This is a genomic window from Mycobacterium sp. NGS54 (assembly GCF_059812465.1).
In genome coordinates this window covers 608,286-623,465 of record NZ_JCALCS010000001.1, presented here as the reverse complement: position 1 = coordinate 623,465, position 15,180 = coordinate 608,286, and the positions used below count along the sequence as shown (strand labels likewise).

The following is a 15,180-nucleotide window of genomic DNA, read 5'->3' as shown; positions in this document are numbered from 1 at the left end:
TGATTACTGCTGGGCCCGGGCGACGTTGCCGCCGGCGAGGCCGGACTGGATGCCGCGGTTGATCTGGTCCGCGACGGTGGACCCGCCGTTGGAGACCGTCTGCGGGCAGCTGCAGGACAGGTCGTTGAACACGCTTGGGTCAGCGCCGGCCGGTGCCGCGATCGAAATCGCCATCCCGACAGCGAGGGCGGCGCCGGTTAAAATTCTCGATACCACGTAATCAGTTCTCCGAGCTGGTAGGTGATAGCGGGAGTGTATGACCGGCAGATCTCGTGAGAGCCACCGCGCGCGTTGCCGTCAGGTTAAGAAAAAAGCACGTTCGCTGTGAGGTCAGGACGCGTACTTGGGGCAGTACGCCCGGATGCTGGCCCCGACGAAGTAGCCGGCGTGGTAGCCGTCCAGGCTGCTGTTGCTCATGACGGTGGACGCGACCTGGTTCACCGTCCGGCCGGTGTCCAGCTCGTCGCAGACCTCGTGGCCCGCGATCAAGGCCTTTTCGGGCGAACCGAAGTGGATGCCCTTCGCCGTCAGCGCCGCGAGGAATGCGTCGTCGCCGGCGTCGGCGTGCGCGATCGCGGCCGTCGCCGCCAGGGGGGCGAGCGCGGCCAGCACGACCAGCCGGGCGATCCGGGTGATCGTCATCTCGCCTCCTCCCTCGTCAGCGCCATTGCCGGAGCCGGGAATTTCGCACCTTACAGCTTTGCACAATGCGGCGATCAACGAATTCAAATCAGGGCGACACGAAAGGCGTTCGCCCGGCCGGATTCCGCGATTTACCCCGGTGTTCCGCCGTTACGACGGCACGTCCGCGTATTGCGGGCAGTACGCGCGTTCGGCCAGGGCCACGAAGAATCCGGCGTCGTCGCCGTCGATGCCGCTGCTGTTCATCACGTCGGTCGCGATCTGTTCCTGAGTCTTACCCATATCGAGTTGGTGGCACACCAAATGGCCGGCCGCGATGGCGGATTTGGGCGACTCGTGCTCGATGCCGTGGTTGTGCAGCGCGGTGATGAAGGCGTCGTCGGTGCCGTCCGCGTAAGCCCGCGGGGCCGCCGTCACCGGGCCGAGCAGCGCGACCGCCGGTATGAAGCCGGCGGCCAACAGCGGGAGCAGCCGGCGAGGCTTGCGGGTACCGGTACTCGTCATTTCTAATACCCCCAAGGTTCTGAAGTTCCGTTGTTTGACGACTGAAGGTTCGGCCGCCAACGTTGCAAGCAGGTTACAGCTCGCCGTCATCTAATCATCGCGGATATTGCGAACAACGCAACAATGGTTCGCGCACGGCGTACCCACGCTGGTTCTGGCTCGTCGTCCTGGCGGTGTGCGCGGTGAGCGTCGTGGGCTGTGACGTGCGCCACGTCTCGGCGGCCGGCGCCCGGGACCTGCCCGGCACCTTGCATTCCGGCGGAATGGACCGCACGTACACGTTGCACGTGCCGCCCGGCGATCCCGTCGCGCTGGTGCTCAGCCTGCACGGCGGCGGCGGCACCGGAACGGGCCAGCAGGGCCTGACCGACTTCGACGCCGTCGCCGACGCCAACAACCTGCTGGTGGCCTATCCCGACGGGTACGACAAGAGCTGGGCCGACGGGCGGGGCGCGTCCCCGGCGGACCGCCACCACGTCGACGACGTCGGCTTCCTGGTCGCGCTGGCGGGCAAGCTGCAAACCGACTACAACATCGCCCCCGGGCGCGTCTTCGCCACCGGCATGTCGAACGGGGGCTTCATGTCCAACCGGCTCGGTTGCGACCGCGCCGACGTCTTCGCCGCGATCGCGCCGGTGGCCGGCACGCTGGGCGCGGGCGTGGCCTGCCACCCGTCGCGCCCGGTGTCCGTGTTGGCGGCGCACGGGACCACCGACCCGCTGGTGCCATTCAAGGGCGGGGACGTGCGCGGCCGGGGCGGGGTCAGCCATTCCGTCTCGGCGACCAGCATGGTGGACACCTGGCGCTCGGCCGATGGGTGCCAAGGCGATCCGTCGACGCAGGTGCTGCCCGGCGTCGGCGACGGCACCGTCGTGCACCGTTTCGAGTCCGCGGCGTGCGCGGCGTCCACCGAGGTGATCTTCTACCGGATCGACAACGGCGGCCACACCTGGCCGGGGGGCAAGCAATACCTGCCCCAGGCCATCATCGGCCGCACCTCGCGCGCCCTGGACGCCTCGGAGGTCATCGCCCAGTTTTTCCTCGCCCACGGCCGGAACTAGCGGAAGCGGTTACTATGCCTCATGGCCTTGACGAGGGCATCCCATTGAAACTCAATCGATTTGGTGTGACGCTGGCCGTTCTGGCCACCGGCGCGGCGATGCTTTCGGCGTGCGGCAGTGACAACCATCCGGGTGGCGCAAGCGGCACGACGGGCCCGTCGCCGGCAAAGGTGGCGTGCGGCGGCAAGCCGACCCTGCGGGCCAGCGGCTCCACCGCCCAGGCGAACGCGATGACCCGTTTCGTCAAGGCCTTCGAACAGGCCTGCCCCGGCCAGTCCCTGAACTACACCGCCAATGGCTCCGGCGCCGGGATCGGCGAATTCGTGGGCAATCAAACCGATTTCGCCGGATCGGACTCGCCGCTGAGCAAGGACGAGCACGCGAAGGCGCAACAACGGTGCGGCTCGCCCGCGTGGAACCTGCCGGTGGTGTTCGGCCCAATCGTCATCGGCTACAACGTCAACGGCGTGACCTCGCTGAACCTCGACGGCGCGACCGCGGCCCGGATCTTCAGCGGCGGCATCACCGGCTGGAACGATCCCGCGATCGGGGCGCTCAACCCCGGCGTCACCCTGCCCGCCGAGCCGATCCACGTCGTGTTCCGCAGCGACGAGTCCGGCACCACCGACAACTTCCAGCGGTATCTCGACAGCGCCTCCAACGGCGCGTGGGGCAAGGGCGCCGGCAAGACGTTCAACGGCGGTATCGGGGAGGGGGCCAAGGGGAACGACGGCGCCGCCGCCGCCGTCAAGGGCACCGAGGGGGCGATCAGCTACCTCGAATGGTCGTTCGCCCAGGCGCAGCACCTGAATACGGCCAAGGTCCTCACGTCGGCCGGCCCGGACCCGGTGACGATCAGCGCGGAGTCCGTGGGTAAGACGATCGCCTCCGCCTGGTTCATCGGCAAGGGCAACGACCTCGCCCTCGACACCATCTCGTTCTACCGGCCCAACGAGCCCGACGCGTACCCGATCGTGCTCGCGACCTACGAGATCGTGTGCTCCAAATACCCCGATCCGCAGGTCGGCGCGGCGGTAAAGGCGTTCCTGCGCAGCACCATCGGCGCCGGCCAGGACGGCCTGGCGGACAACGGATACGTCCCCATTCCGCAGGAGTTCAAGTCGCGGCTGTCGACCGCGGTCGACGCCATCTCCTGAGCCGGCCTCAGCTTCCGCGGTACCTGGGGCAGTACGCGGCGATGCTCGCGCCGATGAAGAACCCGGCGCGGTAGCCGTCCAGGTTGCTGTTCGTCATCACCTCGGAGGCGATCTCGGACTTCTGCTTGCCGATGTCGAGTTCGTCGCAGACCTCGTGACCGGCGACGATCGCGGCCTGCGGCGAGGCGAATTCGATGCCCTTGTTCTTCACCGCCGTCACGAAGAGGTTGTCGACGGCGTCGGCGTTCGCGGTTGGGGAGACCACCACCGCGAGGCTCAACAGGGTCAGGGCGAGGCCGGCCGATAGGCGCGTGCGGGTGGTCGTCATCGCTGGGACCTCCCGCCGGGTAGTGATTCAGGGCCATCCGGGCCGCTTTTGCACTCAGATCATTGCATGCCGACCTGGCAGGACGGGCACCAATACCTGACGCGGTCGGCGTGATCGTCGTGACGGATGGGGGTGCCGCATCGACGGCAGGGTTGCCCGGCCCGCCCATAGACCCACAGCTGCCGGCCCGCCCGGGTGTCGCCGGTGGTGCAGCGGTTCCAGCGGAAGCGGTTGGCCCACAGCATGTCTCGGGCGCGGGAGACGAGCCGGCGTGGATCGGTGATCGCGCCGACGGGCGCGGTGGGCGCATGCCCGGTGACGAAACACAACTCGTTGCAATAGACGTTGCCGATGCCGGCCAGCACCCGCTGGTCCAGCAGCGCCTCGCCGATCGGCCGGTCCGGGCGCGCCGCCAGGTTGGCGGCGGCGCGGGCGGGGTCCCAGTCCGGGCCCAGCAGGTCGGGCCCCAGGTGCGCGACCACGTCGCCGTCGGTGTCCCGATCCAGGATCTCCAGCACGCCCAGGTCGACGCCCACCGCGCGAATCCCGTTGGCTTCCAAGATGATCCGGGCCCGGTGATCCACCCGCACCGGCCGGTTGCCGACCCGCCAGCTGCCGTCCATCTTCAAATGCGAGTGAATGCTGGCCCGCCCGACCCGGATGAACAGGTGCTTGCCGCGGCTGAGCACCTCGTCGACGGTCTGCCCGGTCAGGTCGACGGTGGCGAACCGGGGCACCCGGACGTCACAGCGCGTCAGCGTCTGCCCGGCCAGATGCTCACGCAGCAGGGCCGCGGTGTGCCAGACGGTGTCGCCCTCGGGCATGGGTTATCGCAACCGCATTCCGCGCGGGGTGCGGGCGAACCCGGCCCCGGCCAGCGCCTCGGCGACGGGACCCGGTCCCCCGGCGTGGGGGTGCAGCGCCGGCGTGCCGTCGATGCGCTCGACGAGGATCGACGCGACGCGCCGCGCGGCCACCAGCTCGGCCAGTGCCGCGGCCGCGGCATGGTGGGCCGCTGGGTCGTCGGTGAACGTCAGCAGCGATCGGCCGCCGCGTTCCAGGAACCAGGCCAGCTCGCCGTCCACCAGCACGACGAGGGCGCCCGCCTTGCGGCCCGGCCGGGCCGCCGGGCCCTCGCCGTCCGCGCGGGCGGCGGGCCAGGGCAGGGCGGCGCCGTAGGGGTTGGCGGGATCGGCGGCGGCCAGCGCGACCGCCCGGTATTCCGGCCGTTCCTGGTCGACGTCGTCGGTGTAGCTGCGCAGCCGGTCGACCGTGGAGGCCACCGCGAACTGCGCGCCGCCCAGCGACTCGACGAAATAGCCGCGCTGGCACCGGCCGGCCTCCTCGAACGTGCTCAGCACCTTGTAGAGGGTCGCGAATCCGCCCGCCACCGATTCGGCCGCCACCGCGCCCCGGGTCAGCACCCCGTGGCGGTTCAGCAGCAGCTCGGCCTGGTAATGGGCGCGCAACGTGGAATCCGGCTCTGGGGCCGGCAGGGCCGACCACCTGCCGGCCACGGCCGGGTCGGCGCTGCGGTGCGCGGCGTGCGCGACGCTGTAACGGCTCAGCCGCGGCGCGCGCCGGGTGCGGTGCGCGGGCGCGGACCGCTTGCGGGCCCCGGTGCCGGCGAGCATCGCACGCAGCGGCGCGAACGTGTCGCCGGTGACCCAGCCGGCCCAGATCAGTTCCCACAGCGCGTTTTTCAGTTCTGACTCGGGGATCGGGCCCTGGGCCAGTTGGCGGAAGAAGTACGCGCCGCCCCCGGCCAGGGTGTCCAGGATCGCGCGGTGCGCGTCGGTGAAGTCGAGCTCGGCGGGCCCGGGCAGGGTCAGCGGGGCGGAATCGCTGGCGTGCAGCGCGATCCAGCCGTCGCCGGCCGAGATCGACCCGCCGCCCGACCAGGTGACCTCGCCGGTGGCGAGCAGTTCGTCGAGCATCGCGGGGGAGTAGTCGCGCACCCGCGGGGCCAGGACGAGCGGTTCGAGCGTCGAGGCCGGCATCCGGACGCCGGTCAGCTGATCGATCGCGGAGACCAGGCCGTCGATGCCCACCTGGGGCGACGACACGTGGTGCCAGGCCGGCAGGAAGCGCCCGTAGGCGGCGGTGCTCACCGGCTCCACCTGCGCGCGCAGCGCCGCCAGCGAACGCCGCCGCAGGATGCGCAGCACGTCGGCGTCGCACCACTGCTCGCCGCCGGCGCCCGCGACCAGGTCGGCGGCGACGAACTCGCCGCGCACCAGCCGCCCGTCGGCGGCCAGCCGGTTCAGCACGTCGGCCGTGACGCGCAACCCCAGGCCGAACCTGGCGGCGGCCTCGGCCGTGGTGAACGGGGTGTGCGTGCGCGCGTAGCGGCCCAGCAGCTCGCCCAGCGGGTCGGCCACCGCCTCGGTGAACGCGGCCGGGACGCCCAGCGGGACCGCCGCCCCGACCCCGTCGCGCAACCGGCCGATGTCCTCGACGGCCACCCACCAGCTGCGGCCGGCGAACGGCACGGTCAGCGCGCGCCGGGCAGCCCGCAGCCCCTCCAGCCACCCGGCAACGCTTTTGCCGTCGGCGACGTCAGTGCGGGCCGCGACCTCCTCCTCGGTCAGCGGGCCCAGCAGCCGCAACAGGTCCGCGACCCCTTCGGCGTCGCGGGCGGCCCGGTCGGCCGACAGGTGCTGCAGCTGCCGCCCGGTCGCGGCGACGACGTCGACGTCGAGCAGTTCGCGCAGCTCCACGTGGCCCAGCAGCTCGGCCAGCAGCGTGCTGTCCAGGGACAGCGCCGCGGCCCGGCGCTCGGCCAGCGGGGTGTCGCCCTCGTACATGAACGCGCCGACGTAACCGAACAACAGCGAGGCCGCGAACGGCGACGGCCGCTGCGTCTCCGTCTCGAGCACCCGGACCTTGCGCTGGGCGATGCCGGCCATCAGCGCGGTCAGGGCCGGGACGTCGTAGACGTCCTGCAGGCATTCGCGGATGGCCTCCAGCACCACCGGGAAGTCGGGGTATTTGCGGGCCACGTCCAGCAGCTGGGCGGCGCGCTGGCGCTGGTGCCACAGCGGCGATCGCTTCCCCGGGTGCCGGCGGGGCAGCAGCAGGGCGCGCGCCGCGCATTCCCGGAACCGCGACGCGAACAGCGCCGAGCCGCCCACCTCGGCGGTGACGATCGGGTCGATCTCGTCGGCGTCGAAGACGAACAGTTCCGCGCCCGGCGGGGTACCGTCTTCGGCGGAAAACTCGGTGTCGGGCAGGCGCACCACGATGCCGTCGTCGGAGGCCGTCGGCTTCTCGTCCAGGCCGTAGCGCTCGCGCAGTCGCCGGCCCACGGCCAGCGCGAGCGGCCCGTGCACCCGCAGCCCGTACGGCGAGTGCAGGATCACCCGCCAGTCGCCCAGCTCGTCACGGAACCGCTCGACCAGAAGCGTGGCGTCGGTGGGGACCACCCCGGCGGCGGTGCGCTGCTCGTCCAGCAGACCCCACAGGTTGTCGGTCGCGTAGGCATCGAAACCCAAAGCGGCGCAACGCTTGTCGAATGCGCCGCGGTCGAGGCCGGCCAGCTCCCCGGTGAACGCGCCAAGCGCGGCGCCCAGCTCCGCCGGGCGGCCCACGTCGTCGCCGCGCCAGAACGGCAACCGGGCCGGCTGCCCCGGCGCGGGGATCACCAGCACCCGGTCGTGGGTGATCTCGGTGATCCGCCAGCTGGTGGCCCCCAGCGAGATCACGTCGCCGGGACGCGACTCGTACACCATCTCCTCGTCCAGTTCGCCGACCCGCGACGGCTTTTCGGCCTCCGAGGCCAGATACACGGTGAACAGCCCGCGGTCGGGGATGGCGCCGCCGGACGTGACGGCCAGCCGCTGCGCCCCGGGCCGCGCGGCCAGCGTGCCGGCGTCGCGGTCGTAGACCAGGCGCGGGCGCAGCTCGGCGAACTCGGTGGACGGGTACTTGCCGGCCAGCAGGTCCAGGGTGGCCTCGAACACGCTGCGCGGCAGGGTCGCGAACGGGGCGGCCCGCCGCACGGTGTCGAACCACCGGTCGGCGTCCAGCGGCTCCAGCGCGGCGGCCGCCACGGTCTGCTGCGCCAGGATGTCGAGCGGGTTGGCGGGCACCCGCATCGTCTCGATCTGCCCGCCGAGCATGCGCTGCACCGTCACCGCGCACCCGATCAAATCGGTGCGGTGCTTGGGGAACAGCACCCCCCGCGAGACCTCGCCGACCTGGTGGCCGGCCCGGCCGATGCGCTGCAGGCCGCTGGCCACCGACGGCGGCGCCTCCACCTGGATCACCAGGTCGACGGCGCCCATGTCGATGCCCAGCTCCAGGCTCGACGTCGCCACCACCGCCTTGAGCAGCCCGCGTTTGAGGTCCTCCTCGACCAGGGCGCGCTGCTCCTTGCTGACCGAACCGTGGTGGGCGCGCGCCAGCAGCGGCGGCGCGCCGAAACTCTGGCCGCTACCCATCAGGTGCGCCGGGGCGCCGCCCGCAACCCTGGGGTTGAGGTCCGCGTCGAGCGAGATGCCGGCGCGCTCGGCGTGGATCTCGTTGAGCCGGGAGGTCAGCCGCTCGGCCAGCCGCCGCGAGTTCGCGAACACAATGGTCGAGCCGTGCGACTCGATCAGGTCCACCAGGCGCGCCTCGACGTCCGGCCAGATCGTGTTGTTGGCCAGATTGGCCATGTCGGGCACGGGCACCTGCACCGTGAGCTCGATGGTCTTCGCCGACGGCGGCGCCACGATCCGTGTCCGGCTGGCCGGGCCCGCTCCGGACAGGAAGCGCGCCAGCTCCTCGGGCGGGCGCACGGTCGCCGACAGCCCGATGCGCTGCGCGGGCCGCTCCTGGGCAAAGGCGTGGCGCAGGTCGTCGAGGCGCTCGAGGGACAGGGCCAGGTGGGCGCCGCGCTTGCCGCCGGCGATGGCGTGGATCTCGTCGACGATCACCGTCTGAACGCCGGCGAGCGTTTCGCGCGCCGCCGAGGTCAGCATCAAGAACAGCGACTCCGGGGTGGTGATCAGCACGTCGGGCGGGTGCGCGATGAGCTGGCGGCGCGCTGCGGGCGGGGTGTCGCCGGAGCGGACCCCGACGCTGATGCCGGGCGGGGGCAGGCCGCGCCGCTCGGCGATGCGGGTGAGCCCCGCCAGCGGGGTGCGCAGGTTGCGTTCGACGTCGACCGCCAGCGCCTTGAGTGGGGACACGTAGAGCACGCGGGTGCCGGCCGGGCGGTCGGCCGACGTGGCGAGGTTGGCCAAGGAATCCAGGGCCCACAGGAACGCCGCGAGGGTCTTACCCGACCCGGTCGGCGCGATGACCAGGGTGTCGTCGCCGTCGGCGATGGCGTCCCAGGCCTGCGCCTGCGCGGTGGTCGGGGCCGCGAAGGTGCCGGCGAACCACTCGCGGGTGACCGCGCTGAACCGGCCTAATGGGTCGGGTGCTCGGGGGTCGGCGCGGGTGCTCACCCAACCATGGTGCCAACGGGCACCGACATCGGCTTGGGTGAGCGGCTTCTCACAGCCTCGCGGTGGCCATGGCGTGTGACAGCTCGTCCGGGATCTCCGGGACCCGGGCGATGGAGTCGAGCAGGGTGTGCGCGCAGGCGTCGGCGAGCCGGTCGGCGTCGGTGGTGGGGTCCATGATGCGCTGCCGGCAGATCTCGAAGGTGAACGCGAGCCAGCCCTGGATGATCACCCGCAGGTCCCGCTCGACGTCCGCTGCCAGCGCGCTGGTGTCCGGCATCCCACTGACGACCTCGCCGATGCGGGACATGATGTGTTCCATCTGGCGGTTCTTGGCCTCGTCGTCGATGCCGAGCAGGACCGGGTCGGACCGGCCCAGGCCGACGTACGCCGCCCAGGCGGCCTCCGGGTTGGACTGGTGATAGGCCATGTAGGCCAGCACACCCATCCGGATCTCCTCGAACATCGTCAAGCCGGGGGGCGGTGGGTTATTGGTCGCCTCGTAGAGTCGGTCGGCCTCGTCCTTGACGACGGCGGCGAAGAACGCCCGCTTGTCCGGGAAGTAGTGGTACATCAGCGCGCGGGACACGCCCGCGCGCTCGGCTATCTCGTCGATGCGGACCTCGTCATAGGGTCGCTTCCCAAAGACTTCTGCCCCCAAAGCGAGCAGCTCGGCGCGCCTATCCTCGGGGGATAACCGCCTTCTGGCTGTCGGCATGTGTCAGATAGTACTCATACGGTATGAGAGCCCCGCCACATTGGCTCAACCAAACCGCACGCCCTGGGCCAGCGGTAATGCACTCGAACAATTGACGGTATTCGCAGTTCGGCCGCTCGCCGTCGCGCTGGCGATGCCGTGGCAACGCCGCGTGATTGGGTTGGGCTGCGCCCGAAACCGGGCGGAAACCGTCGCGCCGGCGTGCGCCCCGAGCGGCGCGTTGGCGCCGGTGAGCCGGGCCGACGGCGGTTTATCGTGGCGTGGCGCAGGGTACCCACATCTTCACCGTCGTGGCGCGTAACCATTGCGACGCAGCGAACGATGGATTAAGAGCTAATCAGAATCACGACTCGGGGGATCAGGGATGCAAACAGCAGATCCGCGGTCGCCCGGCGACCGGCTGGGGCAGGAAGACCGCGAGGTGCACGCCGCCATCCGGTTCGCCGCCCTGGCCGCCACCGCGGGCATCGGCTTCGTCGTCCTTGCCGCGTTGTGGGTCAGCACCTGCCCCGGGACGGGCGTCGACACGGTGGCTTGTGGCACGCCCCAGCGCACGATGCTGGCGTTGGGCGGCCCGCTGATTTTGCTGACCGGGGGGCTCTGGGCGTTCCTGCGCACGTATCGGGTGTGGAAGGCCCACGGCACCTGGTGGGGGTGGCACGGCGCGGGCTGGTTCCTGCTCACGCTGATGGTGGTGACGCTGGGCCTGGGCGTTTCGCCGATCGCCGGCCCGGTGCTGGCCCTCTGACCTATCGACTCGACGCGGGAGTCCCGGGACTCTGGGTGCGTGGGGTGGGGTGCCACTGCTCGTCGATGCGGCTCACGCGGCGATGCTCCATGACGAACCACAGCGCCCCGGCGATCGTCCCGAGCACGGCGACGAGCACCGTCGTGGCGATCCACTCGTAGTGGCCGTAGGCCGCGGCGGCCGTGGTGCTGATCATTCCCCCGATGGCCACGAGGAGCAGGATGAACCCGGGCCAGTAGAGGTTGTCCTTCATCGTGAAACCGGCGTGCGGTTGGGTCGTCCGGAAGTGATCTGTCGGATCGCGATGCCTGTCGCTCATCACCTCTCCTTCGGTCGCTTTAGGTTGCCGAGCCCGCCGGCTCGCGCGCGGGCGCCTCGGGCAGCGAAATCGCCCCGATCGTGGTCACCAGCCACACGACGATCGTGGCGGCGAGCCAAGAGGCGGCGCCGCGGATGGTAAGCCCGTGGGTGAACGCCGTGGCGAGGCTCAACGCGACCAGGGTCAGCACCAGCCCGCTGCCCCCCAGGAGAAGCGACGCATAGGCCCGTCGCAACTTCACGATCAGCAACGACAGGGCCGCCTGCGCCGCCGAGAAGACCACCACGGCGACGATGAACCCCGAGGCCGACACCGAAACGCCCGGCACGACCCAGGCCGCCGCCAGCAGACCGACGGCCCACGACGTCAGGAGCACAACCGCCCGAAGCAGAGCCTGCTTCATGCCAACAAGTGTAGGTCGCGGGGTAGACGGTGTTAAGGGTCTGCTGACGGGGTTATCCGCCGCCGCAAATGGGTATCAGCTCTAAACCATGATGAGTGCCGGAAGTGTTGCGTTAGCGACACCGACATCGATGCCCACTGCCATAACCATCGACATGACCAGCGGCGGCGATTGTGACTAATCGGTTGGAGCCCACGGTCGACGGCGGGCTGCGCGGCAATAGTAGTGTCAAGCAGACATTGCCGGGAGACCATATGACCGATGCGGGATTTCGTGCGAGCAAGCGTCAACGCGGCCAGCGGGCCGTCGAGCTGCACGTCGCGGCACGCCTCGAGAACCTGGCGATGCTGCGCACGCTGGTCGGTGCGATCGGCACCTTCGAGGACTTGGATTTCGATGCGGTTGCCGATCTGCGCCTCGCGGTCGACGAGGTGTGCACGCGCCTGATCCGTTCGGCCACCCCGGGCGCGACGCTGGTGGTCGTCGTGGACCCGCACGACGACGAGCTGGTGGTGGAGGCCTCCGCCGCGTGCGACACCCACGATGTGGTGGCGCCCGGCAGCTTCAGCTGGCATGTCCTGACCTCCCTGGCCGACGAAGTCCAGACCTTCCACGACGGTCGCGAACCCGATGAAACCGGCAGTGTTTTCGGGATCATGCTGACCGCGCGACGGGCGGCCTCTAGCAGGTGACAGCGCGAGCTGCCGGCGGTTCGGTTTCGCGACCGAACGAGTATGCGGACGTCCCGGACATGTTCCGGGAGTTGGCCGGCGTTGCCCCCGACTCGATGGAATTCCAGCGCCAGCGGGACAAGATCGTGGAGCGGTGCCTGCCGCTGGCCGACCACATCGCCCGCCGGTTCGAGGGCCGCGGCGAACCGCGCGACGACCTGGTTCAGGTGGCGCGCGTGGGCCTGGTCAACGCCGTGGTCCGCTTCGACGTCGAGACCGGCTCGGACTTCGTCTCTTTCGCGGTGCCCACGATCATGGGCGAGGTTCGCCGTCACTTCCGCGACAACAGCTGGTCGGTCAAGGTTCCGCGGCGCCTGAAGGAACTGCACCTGCGACTGGGCACCGCCACCGCGGATCTGTCGCAGCGGCTCGGCCGGGCGCCGACCGCAACGGAACTCGCCGCCGAACTCGGCATGGAGCGCGACGAGGTGGTCGAGGGCCTGGTGGCGGGCAGCTCCTACAACACGTTGTCCATCGACACCGGCGGCGGCAGCGACGACGACGACGCCCGCGCCATCGCCGACACCCTGGGCGACGTGGACGCCGGCCTCGACCGCATCGAGGACCGCGAGGCGTTGCGCCCCCTGCTCGAGGCGCTACCCGAGCGGGAACGAATGGTGTTGGTGCTCAGGTTTTTTGAGTCGATGACGCAGACGCAGATCGCCGAACGGGTCGGCATCTCGCAGATGCACGTGTCGCGGCTGCTGGCCAAGTCGCTAACGCGGCTGCGGGACCAGCTGAAGTAGCGGCCGGGACCCGTCGCGGTCGGCCCGCGCGGGCCGCAGCAGCGGCTCGGCCTGCGGCGTCGTCACCGGCAGGGTGCCGTCGGGGTCGCAGATTCTCAGCAACCGCGCCACGGCCGGGCTCGGCACCATGGCCCAGTGCACCTGGGCGCCCGAGCACGCGACGTTGATTCGGTGTAGCGCCGAAAATCCAGCGGTGCCAATGAATTCCAGGCCACGCAGGTCGACGATGATCCGGCGGGCGCGCCTGACGCTGCGTTGCGCGTAGATGGCGAGCTGGTCGGCGTTGGCGGCGTCGAGCTCACCGTCGACGGTGATCAGCGCCCCCAGCGCGCTCCAGCGCGAGGTGAATTGTGCGGTGCGGCTTTGTTGCCAGGATTGGGCCACAGACATGCTTGTCTCCGTCATTTGGAGGATCCTGCTGTGGATGACGTCAGGTGGTCGTTAATAGTTCAACACCGGGAGTTCGCACCCCGCGTGCCTGGCGTTATCCGGGTGGCTGTGAACTCAACCTGACCCGACCCTACCCGCGGCGGGCAGGGTCGGACAACATTTGGTTGATCTGGGATTCAATTGATCCCGGATTTATTTGATCTCGGCGAGGACCGTGCCCTGGGTGATGGCCGCGCCGGCCTCGACGGCAAGCCCGGTGATGGTGCCGTCCTTGTGCGCGGTCACCGGGTTTTCCATCTTCATCGCCTCGAGGACCACCACCAGGTCCCCGGCGGCGACCTCCTGGCCCTCCTCGACCGCGACCTTGACCACGGTGCCCTGCATGGGCGCCGTCACCGCGTCACCCGAGGCGGCCACGCCCGCGTGCGATCCGCGCTTGCGCGGCTTGGGCTTCTTGCGGATGACCCCGGCCGGGTCGGCGGAACCGTTCGACAGCGCCAGGTCGCCGGGCAGCGACACCTCGAGCCGGCGCCCGCCGACCTCGACGACCACCGTCTGGCGGGGCCGGGCGTCCTCTTCGTCGATCGGTTCGCCGCCGGTGAACGGTTCGATGGTGTTGTCCCACTCGGTCTCGATCCAGCGGGTGTGCACCGAGAAGCCCTTGTCGTCGCCGATGAACGCCGGGTCACTCACCACGGCGCGGTGGAACGGGATGACGGTGGCCAGGCCCTCGACCTCGAACTCGGCCAGGGCGCGCCGCGCGCGGGCCAGCGCCTCGTGCCGGTCGGCGCCGTACACGATCAGCTTGGCCAGCATCGAGTCGAACTGGCCGCCGATCACCGAGCCGGTCTCCACGCCGGAGTCCATCCGCACCCCGGGGCCGGCGGGCGGGTGGAACTTGGTCACCGGGCCGGGGGCGGGCAGGAAGCCGCGGCCGGCGTCCTCGCCGTTGATCCGGAACTCGATGGCGTGCCCGCGCGGGGTGGGGTCCTCGGTGATGTCCAGCTTCTCGCCGTTGGCGATCTTGAACTGCTGCAACACCAGGTCGATGCCCGCGGTCTCCTCGGTGACCGGGTGCTCGACCTGCAGGCGGGTGTTGACCTCCAGGAAGGAGATCAGGCCGTCCTGGCCGACCAGGTACTCGACGGTTCCGGCGCCGTAGTAGTGCGCCTCCTTGCAGATCCGCTTGGCCGACTCGTGGATCTCCTTGCGCTGCGCGTCGGTCAGGAACGGCGCCGGCGCCTCCTCGACCAGCTTCTGGAAGCGACGCTGCAGCGAGCAGTCGCGGGTGCCGGCGACGACGACGTTGCCGTGCTGGTCGGCGATCACCTGGGCCTCGACGTGGCGGGGCTTGTCCAGGTAGCGCTCGACGAAGCATTCGCCGCGGCCGAACGCCGCGACGGCCTCGCGGGTGGCCGACTCGAACAGCTCGGGGATCTCCTCGAGGGTGCGGGCGACCTTCATGCCGCGGCCGCCGCCGCCGAAGGCGGCCTTGATCGCGATCGGCACGCCGTACTCCTTGGCGAAGGCCACCACCTCGTCGGCGTCCTTGACCGGGTCGGGGGTGCCGGGCACCAGCGGCGCCTGGGCGCGGGCGGCGATGTGGCGGGCGGTGACCTTGTCGCCGAGGTCGCGGATCGACTGCGGGCTGGGGCCGATCCAGATCAGGCCGGCGTCGATGACCGCCTGCGCGAAGTCGGCGTTCTCGCTCAAGAAGCCGTAGCCGGGGTGGATGGCGTTGGCGCCGGACTTCGCCGCCGCGTCGAGGAGCTTGCCGAAGTCCAGGTAGGACTCCGCGGACGTCTGACCGCCGAGGGCGAACGCCTCGTCCGCCAGCCGCACGTGCGGCGCGTCGGCGTCGGGCTCGGCATACACCGCCACGCTGGGCAGGCCCGCGTCGCGGGCCGCGCGGATCACCCGGACGGCGATCTCACCGCGATTGGCGACGAGCACCTTGGCGATCCTCGAGCTGGCGTGACTAGCCACTTCGCCTCCTGTTCG

Annotated in this window: 16 protein-coding genes; 5 read left to right on the top strand and 11 right to left on the bottom strand. The window is 70.5% G+C overall.

What is annotated here, in order from left to right:
- Window positions 1-3: 3 nt before the first annotated feature.
- The 3 genes from AC5Y5E_RS03080 to AC5Y5E_RS03070 form a co-directional block, all read right to left on the bottom strand.
- Window positions 4-174: a hypothetical protein gene (locus AC5Y5E_RS03080; RefSeq protein WP_499901500.1), complete on the bottom strand. Its 171-nt coding sequence runs from the start codon at window positions 172-174 to the stop codon at window positions 4-6.
- Between the two features lie 156 nt (window positions 175-330).
- Window positions 331-642, bottom strand: coding sequence for a DUF732 domain-containing protein (locus AC5Y5E_RS03075; RefSeq protein WP_499901499.1), 312 nt, complete (start codon window positions 640-642; stop codon window positions 331-333).
- A 150-nt stretch (window positions 643-792) separates the two neighbouring features.
- Window positions 793-1,146 (bottom strand): DUF732 domain-containing protein, encoded by a 354-nt coding sequence (locus tag AC5Y5E_RS03070; RefSeq protein ID WP_499901498.1) that lies wholly within the window; start codon window positions 1,144-1,146, stop codon window positions 793-795.
- A 203-nt stretch (window positions 1,147-1,349) separates the two neighbouring features.
- Between AC5Y5E_RS03070 and AC5Y5E_RS03065 the strand changes: the two genes are divergently transcribed.
- Window positions 1,350-2,207 (top strand): extracellular catalytic domain type 1 short-chain-length polyhydroxyalkanoate depolymerase, encoded by an 858-nt coding sequence (locus AC5Y5E_RS03065; protein WP_499901862.1) that lies wholly within the window; start codon window positions 1,350-1,352, stop codon window positions 2,205-2,207.
- 44 nt (window positions 2,208-2,251) lie between these two features.
- On the top strand, window positions 2,252-3,364 hold the full coding sequence (pstS, locus tag AC5Y5E_RS03060; protein ID WP_499901861.1) for a phosphate ABC transporter substrate-binding protein PstS: 1,113 nt from the start codon (window positions 2,252-2,254) through the stop codon (window positions 3,362-3,364).
- Window positions 3,365-3,371: 7 nt separating this feature from the next.
- Here pstS and AC5Y5E_RS03055 read toward each other — a convergent pair whose 3' ends face one another.
- Genes AC5Y5E_RS03055 through AC5Y5E_RS03040 form a run of 4 tightly spaced genes read right to left on the bottom strand, consistent with a single transcriptional unit; the run spans window position 3,372 to window position 9,842 of the window.
- The gene (locus tag AC5Y5E_RS03055; RefSeq protein WP_499901497.1) at window positions 3,372-3,692 is read right to left on the bottom strand and encodes a DUF732 domain-containing protein; all 321 of its coding nucleotides are present in this window, start codon (window positions 3,690-3,692) and stop codon (window positions 3,372-3,374) included.
- Window positions 3,693-3,751: 59 nt separating this feature from the next.
- Window positions 3,752-4,516, bottom strand: coding sequence for an endonuclease VIII Nei2 (nei2, locus tag AC5Y5E_RS03050; RefSeq protein ID WP_499901496.1), 765 nt, complete (start codon window positions 4,514-4,516; stop codon window positions 3,752-3,754).
- A gap of 3 nt (window positions 4,517-4,519) precedes the next feature.
- Window positions 4,520-9,127, bottom strand: coding sequence for an ATP-dependent helicase (locus tag AC5Y5E_RS03045; RefSeq protein WP_499901495.1), 4,608 nt, complete (start codon window positions 9,125-9,127; stop codon window positions 4,520-4,522).
- A gap of 49 nt (window positions 9,128-9,176) precedes the next feature.
- Window positions 9,177-9,842 carry a TetR/AcrR family transcriptional regulator gene (locus tag AC5Y5E_RS03040; protein ID WP_499901494.1) on the bottom strand — a complete coding sequence of 222 codons (666 nt, stop codon included), beginning with the start codon at window positions 9,840-9,842 and terminating at the stop codon, window positions 9,177-9,179.
- 364 nt (window positions 9,843-10,206) lie between these two features.
- On the opposite strand from AC5Y5E_RS03040, the gene AC5Y5E_RS03035 reads away from it, so the two are divergent.
- Window positions 10,207-10,590 carry a hypothetical protein gene (locus AC5Y5E_RS03035; RefSeq protein WP_499901493.1) on the top strand — a complete coding sequence of 128 codons (384 nt, stop codon included), beginning with the start codon at window positions 10,207-10,209 and terminating at the stop codon, window positions 10,588-10,590.
- Window position 10,591: 1 nt separating this feature from the next.
- Here the strand turns inward: AC5Y5E_RS03035 and usfY are convergent, their stop codons facing one another.
- Together usfY and AC5Y5E_RS03025 are read right to left on the bottom strand one after the other, a co-directional pair.
- On the bottom strand, window positions 10,592-10,909 hold the full coding sequence (gene usfY / locus AC5Y5E_RS03030) for a protein UsfY (protein ID WP_499901492.1): 318 nt from the start codon (window positions 10,907-10,909) through the stop codon (window positions 10,592-10,594).
- 19 nt (window positions 10,910-10,928) lie between these two features.
- Window positions 10,929-11,312 carry a hypothetical protein gene (locus AC5Y5E_RS03025; protein WP_499901491.1) on the bottom strand — a complete coding sequence of 128 codons (384 nt, stop codon included), beginning with the start codon at window positions 11,310-11,312 and terminating at the stop codon, window positions 10,929-10,931.
- A gap of 254 nt (window positions 11,313-11,566) precedes the next feature.
- On the opposite strand from AC5Y5E_RS03025, the gene AC5Y5E_RS03020 reads away from it, so the two are divergent.
- Together AC5Y5E_RS03020 and AC5Y5E_RS03015 are read left to right on the top strand one after the other, a co-directional pair.
- Entirely contained in the window at window positions 11,567-12,004 is a 438-nt protein-coding gene (locus AC5Y5E_RS03020; RefSeq protein WP_499901860.1) for an ATP-binding protein, read from the top strand.
- Complete coding sequence (locus tag AC5Y5E_RS03015) at window positions 12,001-12,789, top strand: RNA polymerase sigma factor SigF (RefSeq protein ID WP_067010372.1); 789 nt, start codon at window positions 12,001-12,003, stop codon at window positions 12,787-12,789. Before AC5Y5E_RS03020 ends, AC5Y5E_RS03015 begins: the two co-directional genes overlap by 4 nt.
- On the opposite strand, the gene AC5Y5E_RS03010 is transcribed toward AC5Y5E_RS03015, so the two are convergent.
- The gene (locus tag AC5Y5E_RS03010; protein ID WP_499901490.1) at window positions 12,760-13,179 is read right to left on the bottom strand and encodes an STAS domain-containing protein; all 420 of its coding nucleotides are present in this window, start codon (window positions 13,177-13,179) and stop codon (window positions 12,760-12,762) included. The genes AC5Y5E_RS03015 and AC5Y5E_RS03010 overlap by 30 nt on opposite strands.
- A gap of 192 nt (window positions 13,180-13,371) precedes the next feature.
- Window positions 13,372-15,165: an acetyl/propionyl/methylcrotonyl-CoA carboxylase subunit alpha gene (locus AC5Y5E_RS03005; protein WP_499901489.1), complete on the bottom strand. Its 1,794-nt coding sequence runs from the start codon at window positions 15,163-15,165 to the stop codon at window positions 13,372-13,374.
- Window positions 15,166-15,180 lie beyond the last annotated feature (15 nt).

Coding starts and splice junctions, on each gene's coding strand:
- AC5Y5E_RS03080 (WP_499901500.1), bottom strand. CDS start 174: ATGGCGATTTCGATCGCGGCACCGGCCGGCGCTGACCCAAGCGTGTTC.
- AC5Y5E_RS03075 (WP_499901499.1), bottom strand. CDS start 642: ATGACGATCACCCGGATCGCCCGGCTGGTCGTGCTGGCCGCGCTCGCC.
- AC5Y5E_RS03070 (WP_499901498.1), bottom strand. CDS start 1,146: ATGACGAGTACCGGTACCCGCAAGCCTCGCCGGCTGCTCCCGCTGTTG.
- AC5Y5E_RS03055 (WP_499901497.1), bottom strand. CDS start 3,692: ATGACGACCACCCGCACGCGCCTATCGGCCGGCCTCGCCCTGACCCTG.
- nei2 (WP_499901496.1), bottom strand. CDS start 4,516: ATGCCCGAGGGCGACACCGTCTGGCACACCGCGGCCCTGCTGCGTGAG.
- AC5Y5E_RS03040 (WP_499901494.1), bottom strand. CDS start 9,842: ATGCCGACAGCCAGAAGGCGGTTATCCCCCGAGGATAGGCGCGCCGAG.
- AC5Y5E_RS03035 (WP_499901493.1), top strand. CDS start 10,207: ATGCAAACAGCAGATCCGCGGTCGCCCGGCGACCGGCTGGGGCAGGAA.
- usfY (WP_499901492.1), bottom strand. CDS start 10,909: ATGAGCGACAGGCATCGCGATCCGACAGATCACTTCCGGACGACCCAA.
- AC5Y5E_RS03025 (WP_499901491.1), bottom strand. CDS start 11,312: ATGAAGCAGGCTCTGCTTCGGGCGGTTGTGCTCCTGACGTCGTGGGCC.
- AC5Y5E_RS03020 (WP_499901860.1), top strand. CDS start 11,567: ATGACCGATGCGGGATTTCGTGCGAGCAAGCGTCAACGCGGCCAGCGG.
- AC5Y5E_RS03010 (WP_499901490.1), bottom strand. CDS start 13,179: ATGTCTGTGGCCCAATCCTGGCAACAAAGCCGCACCGCACAATTCACC.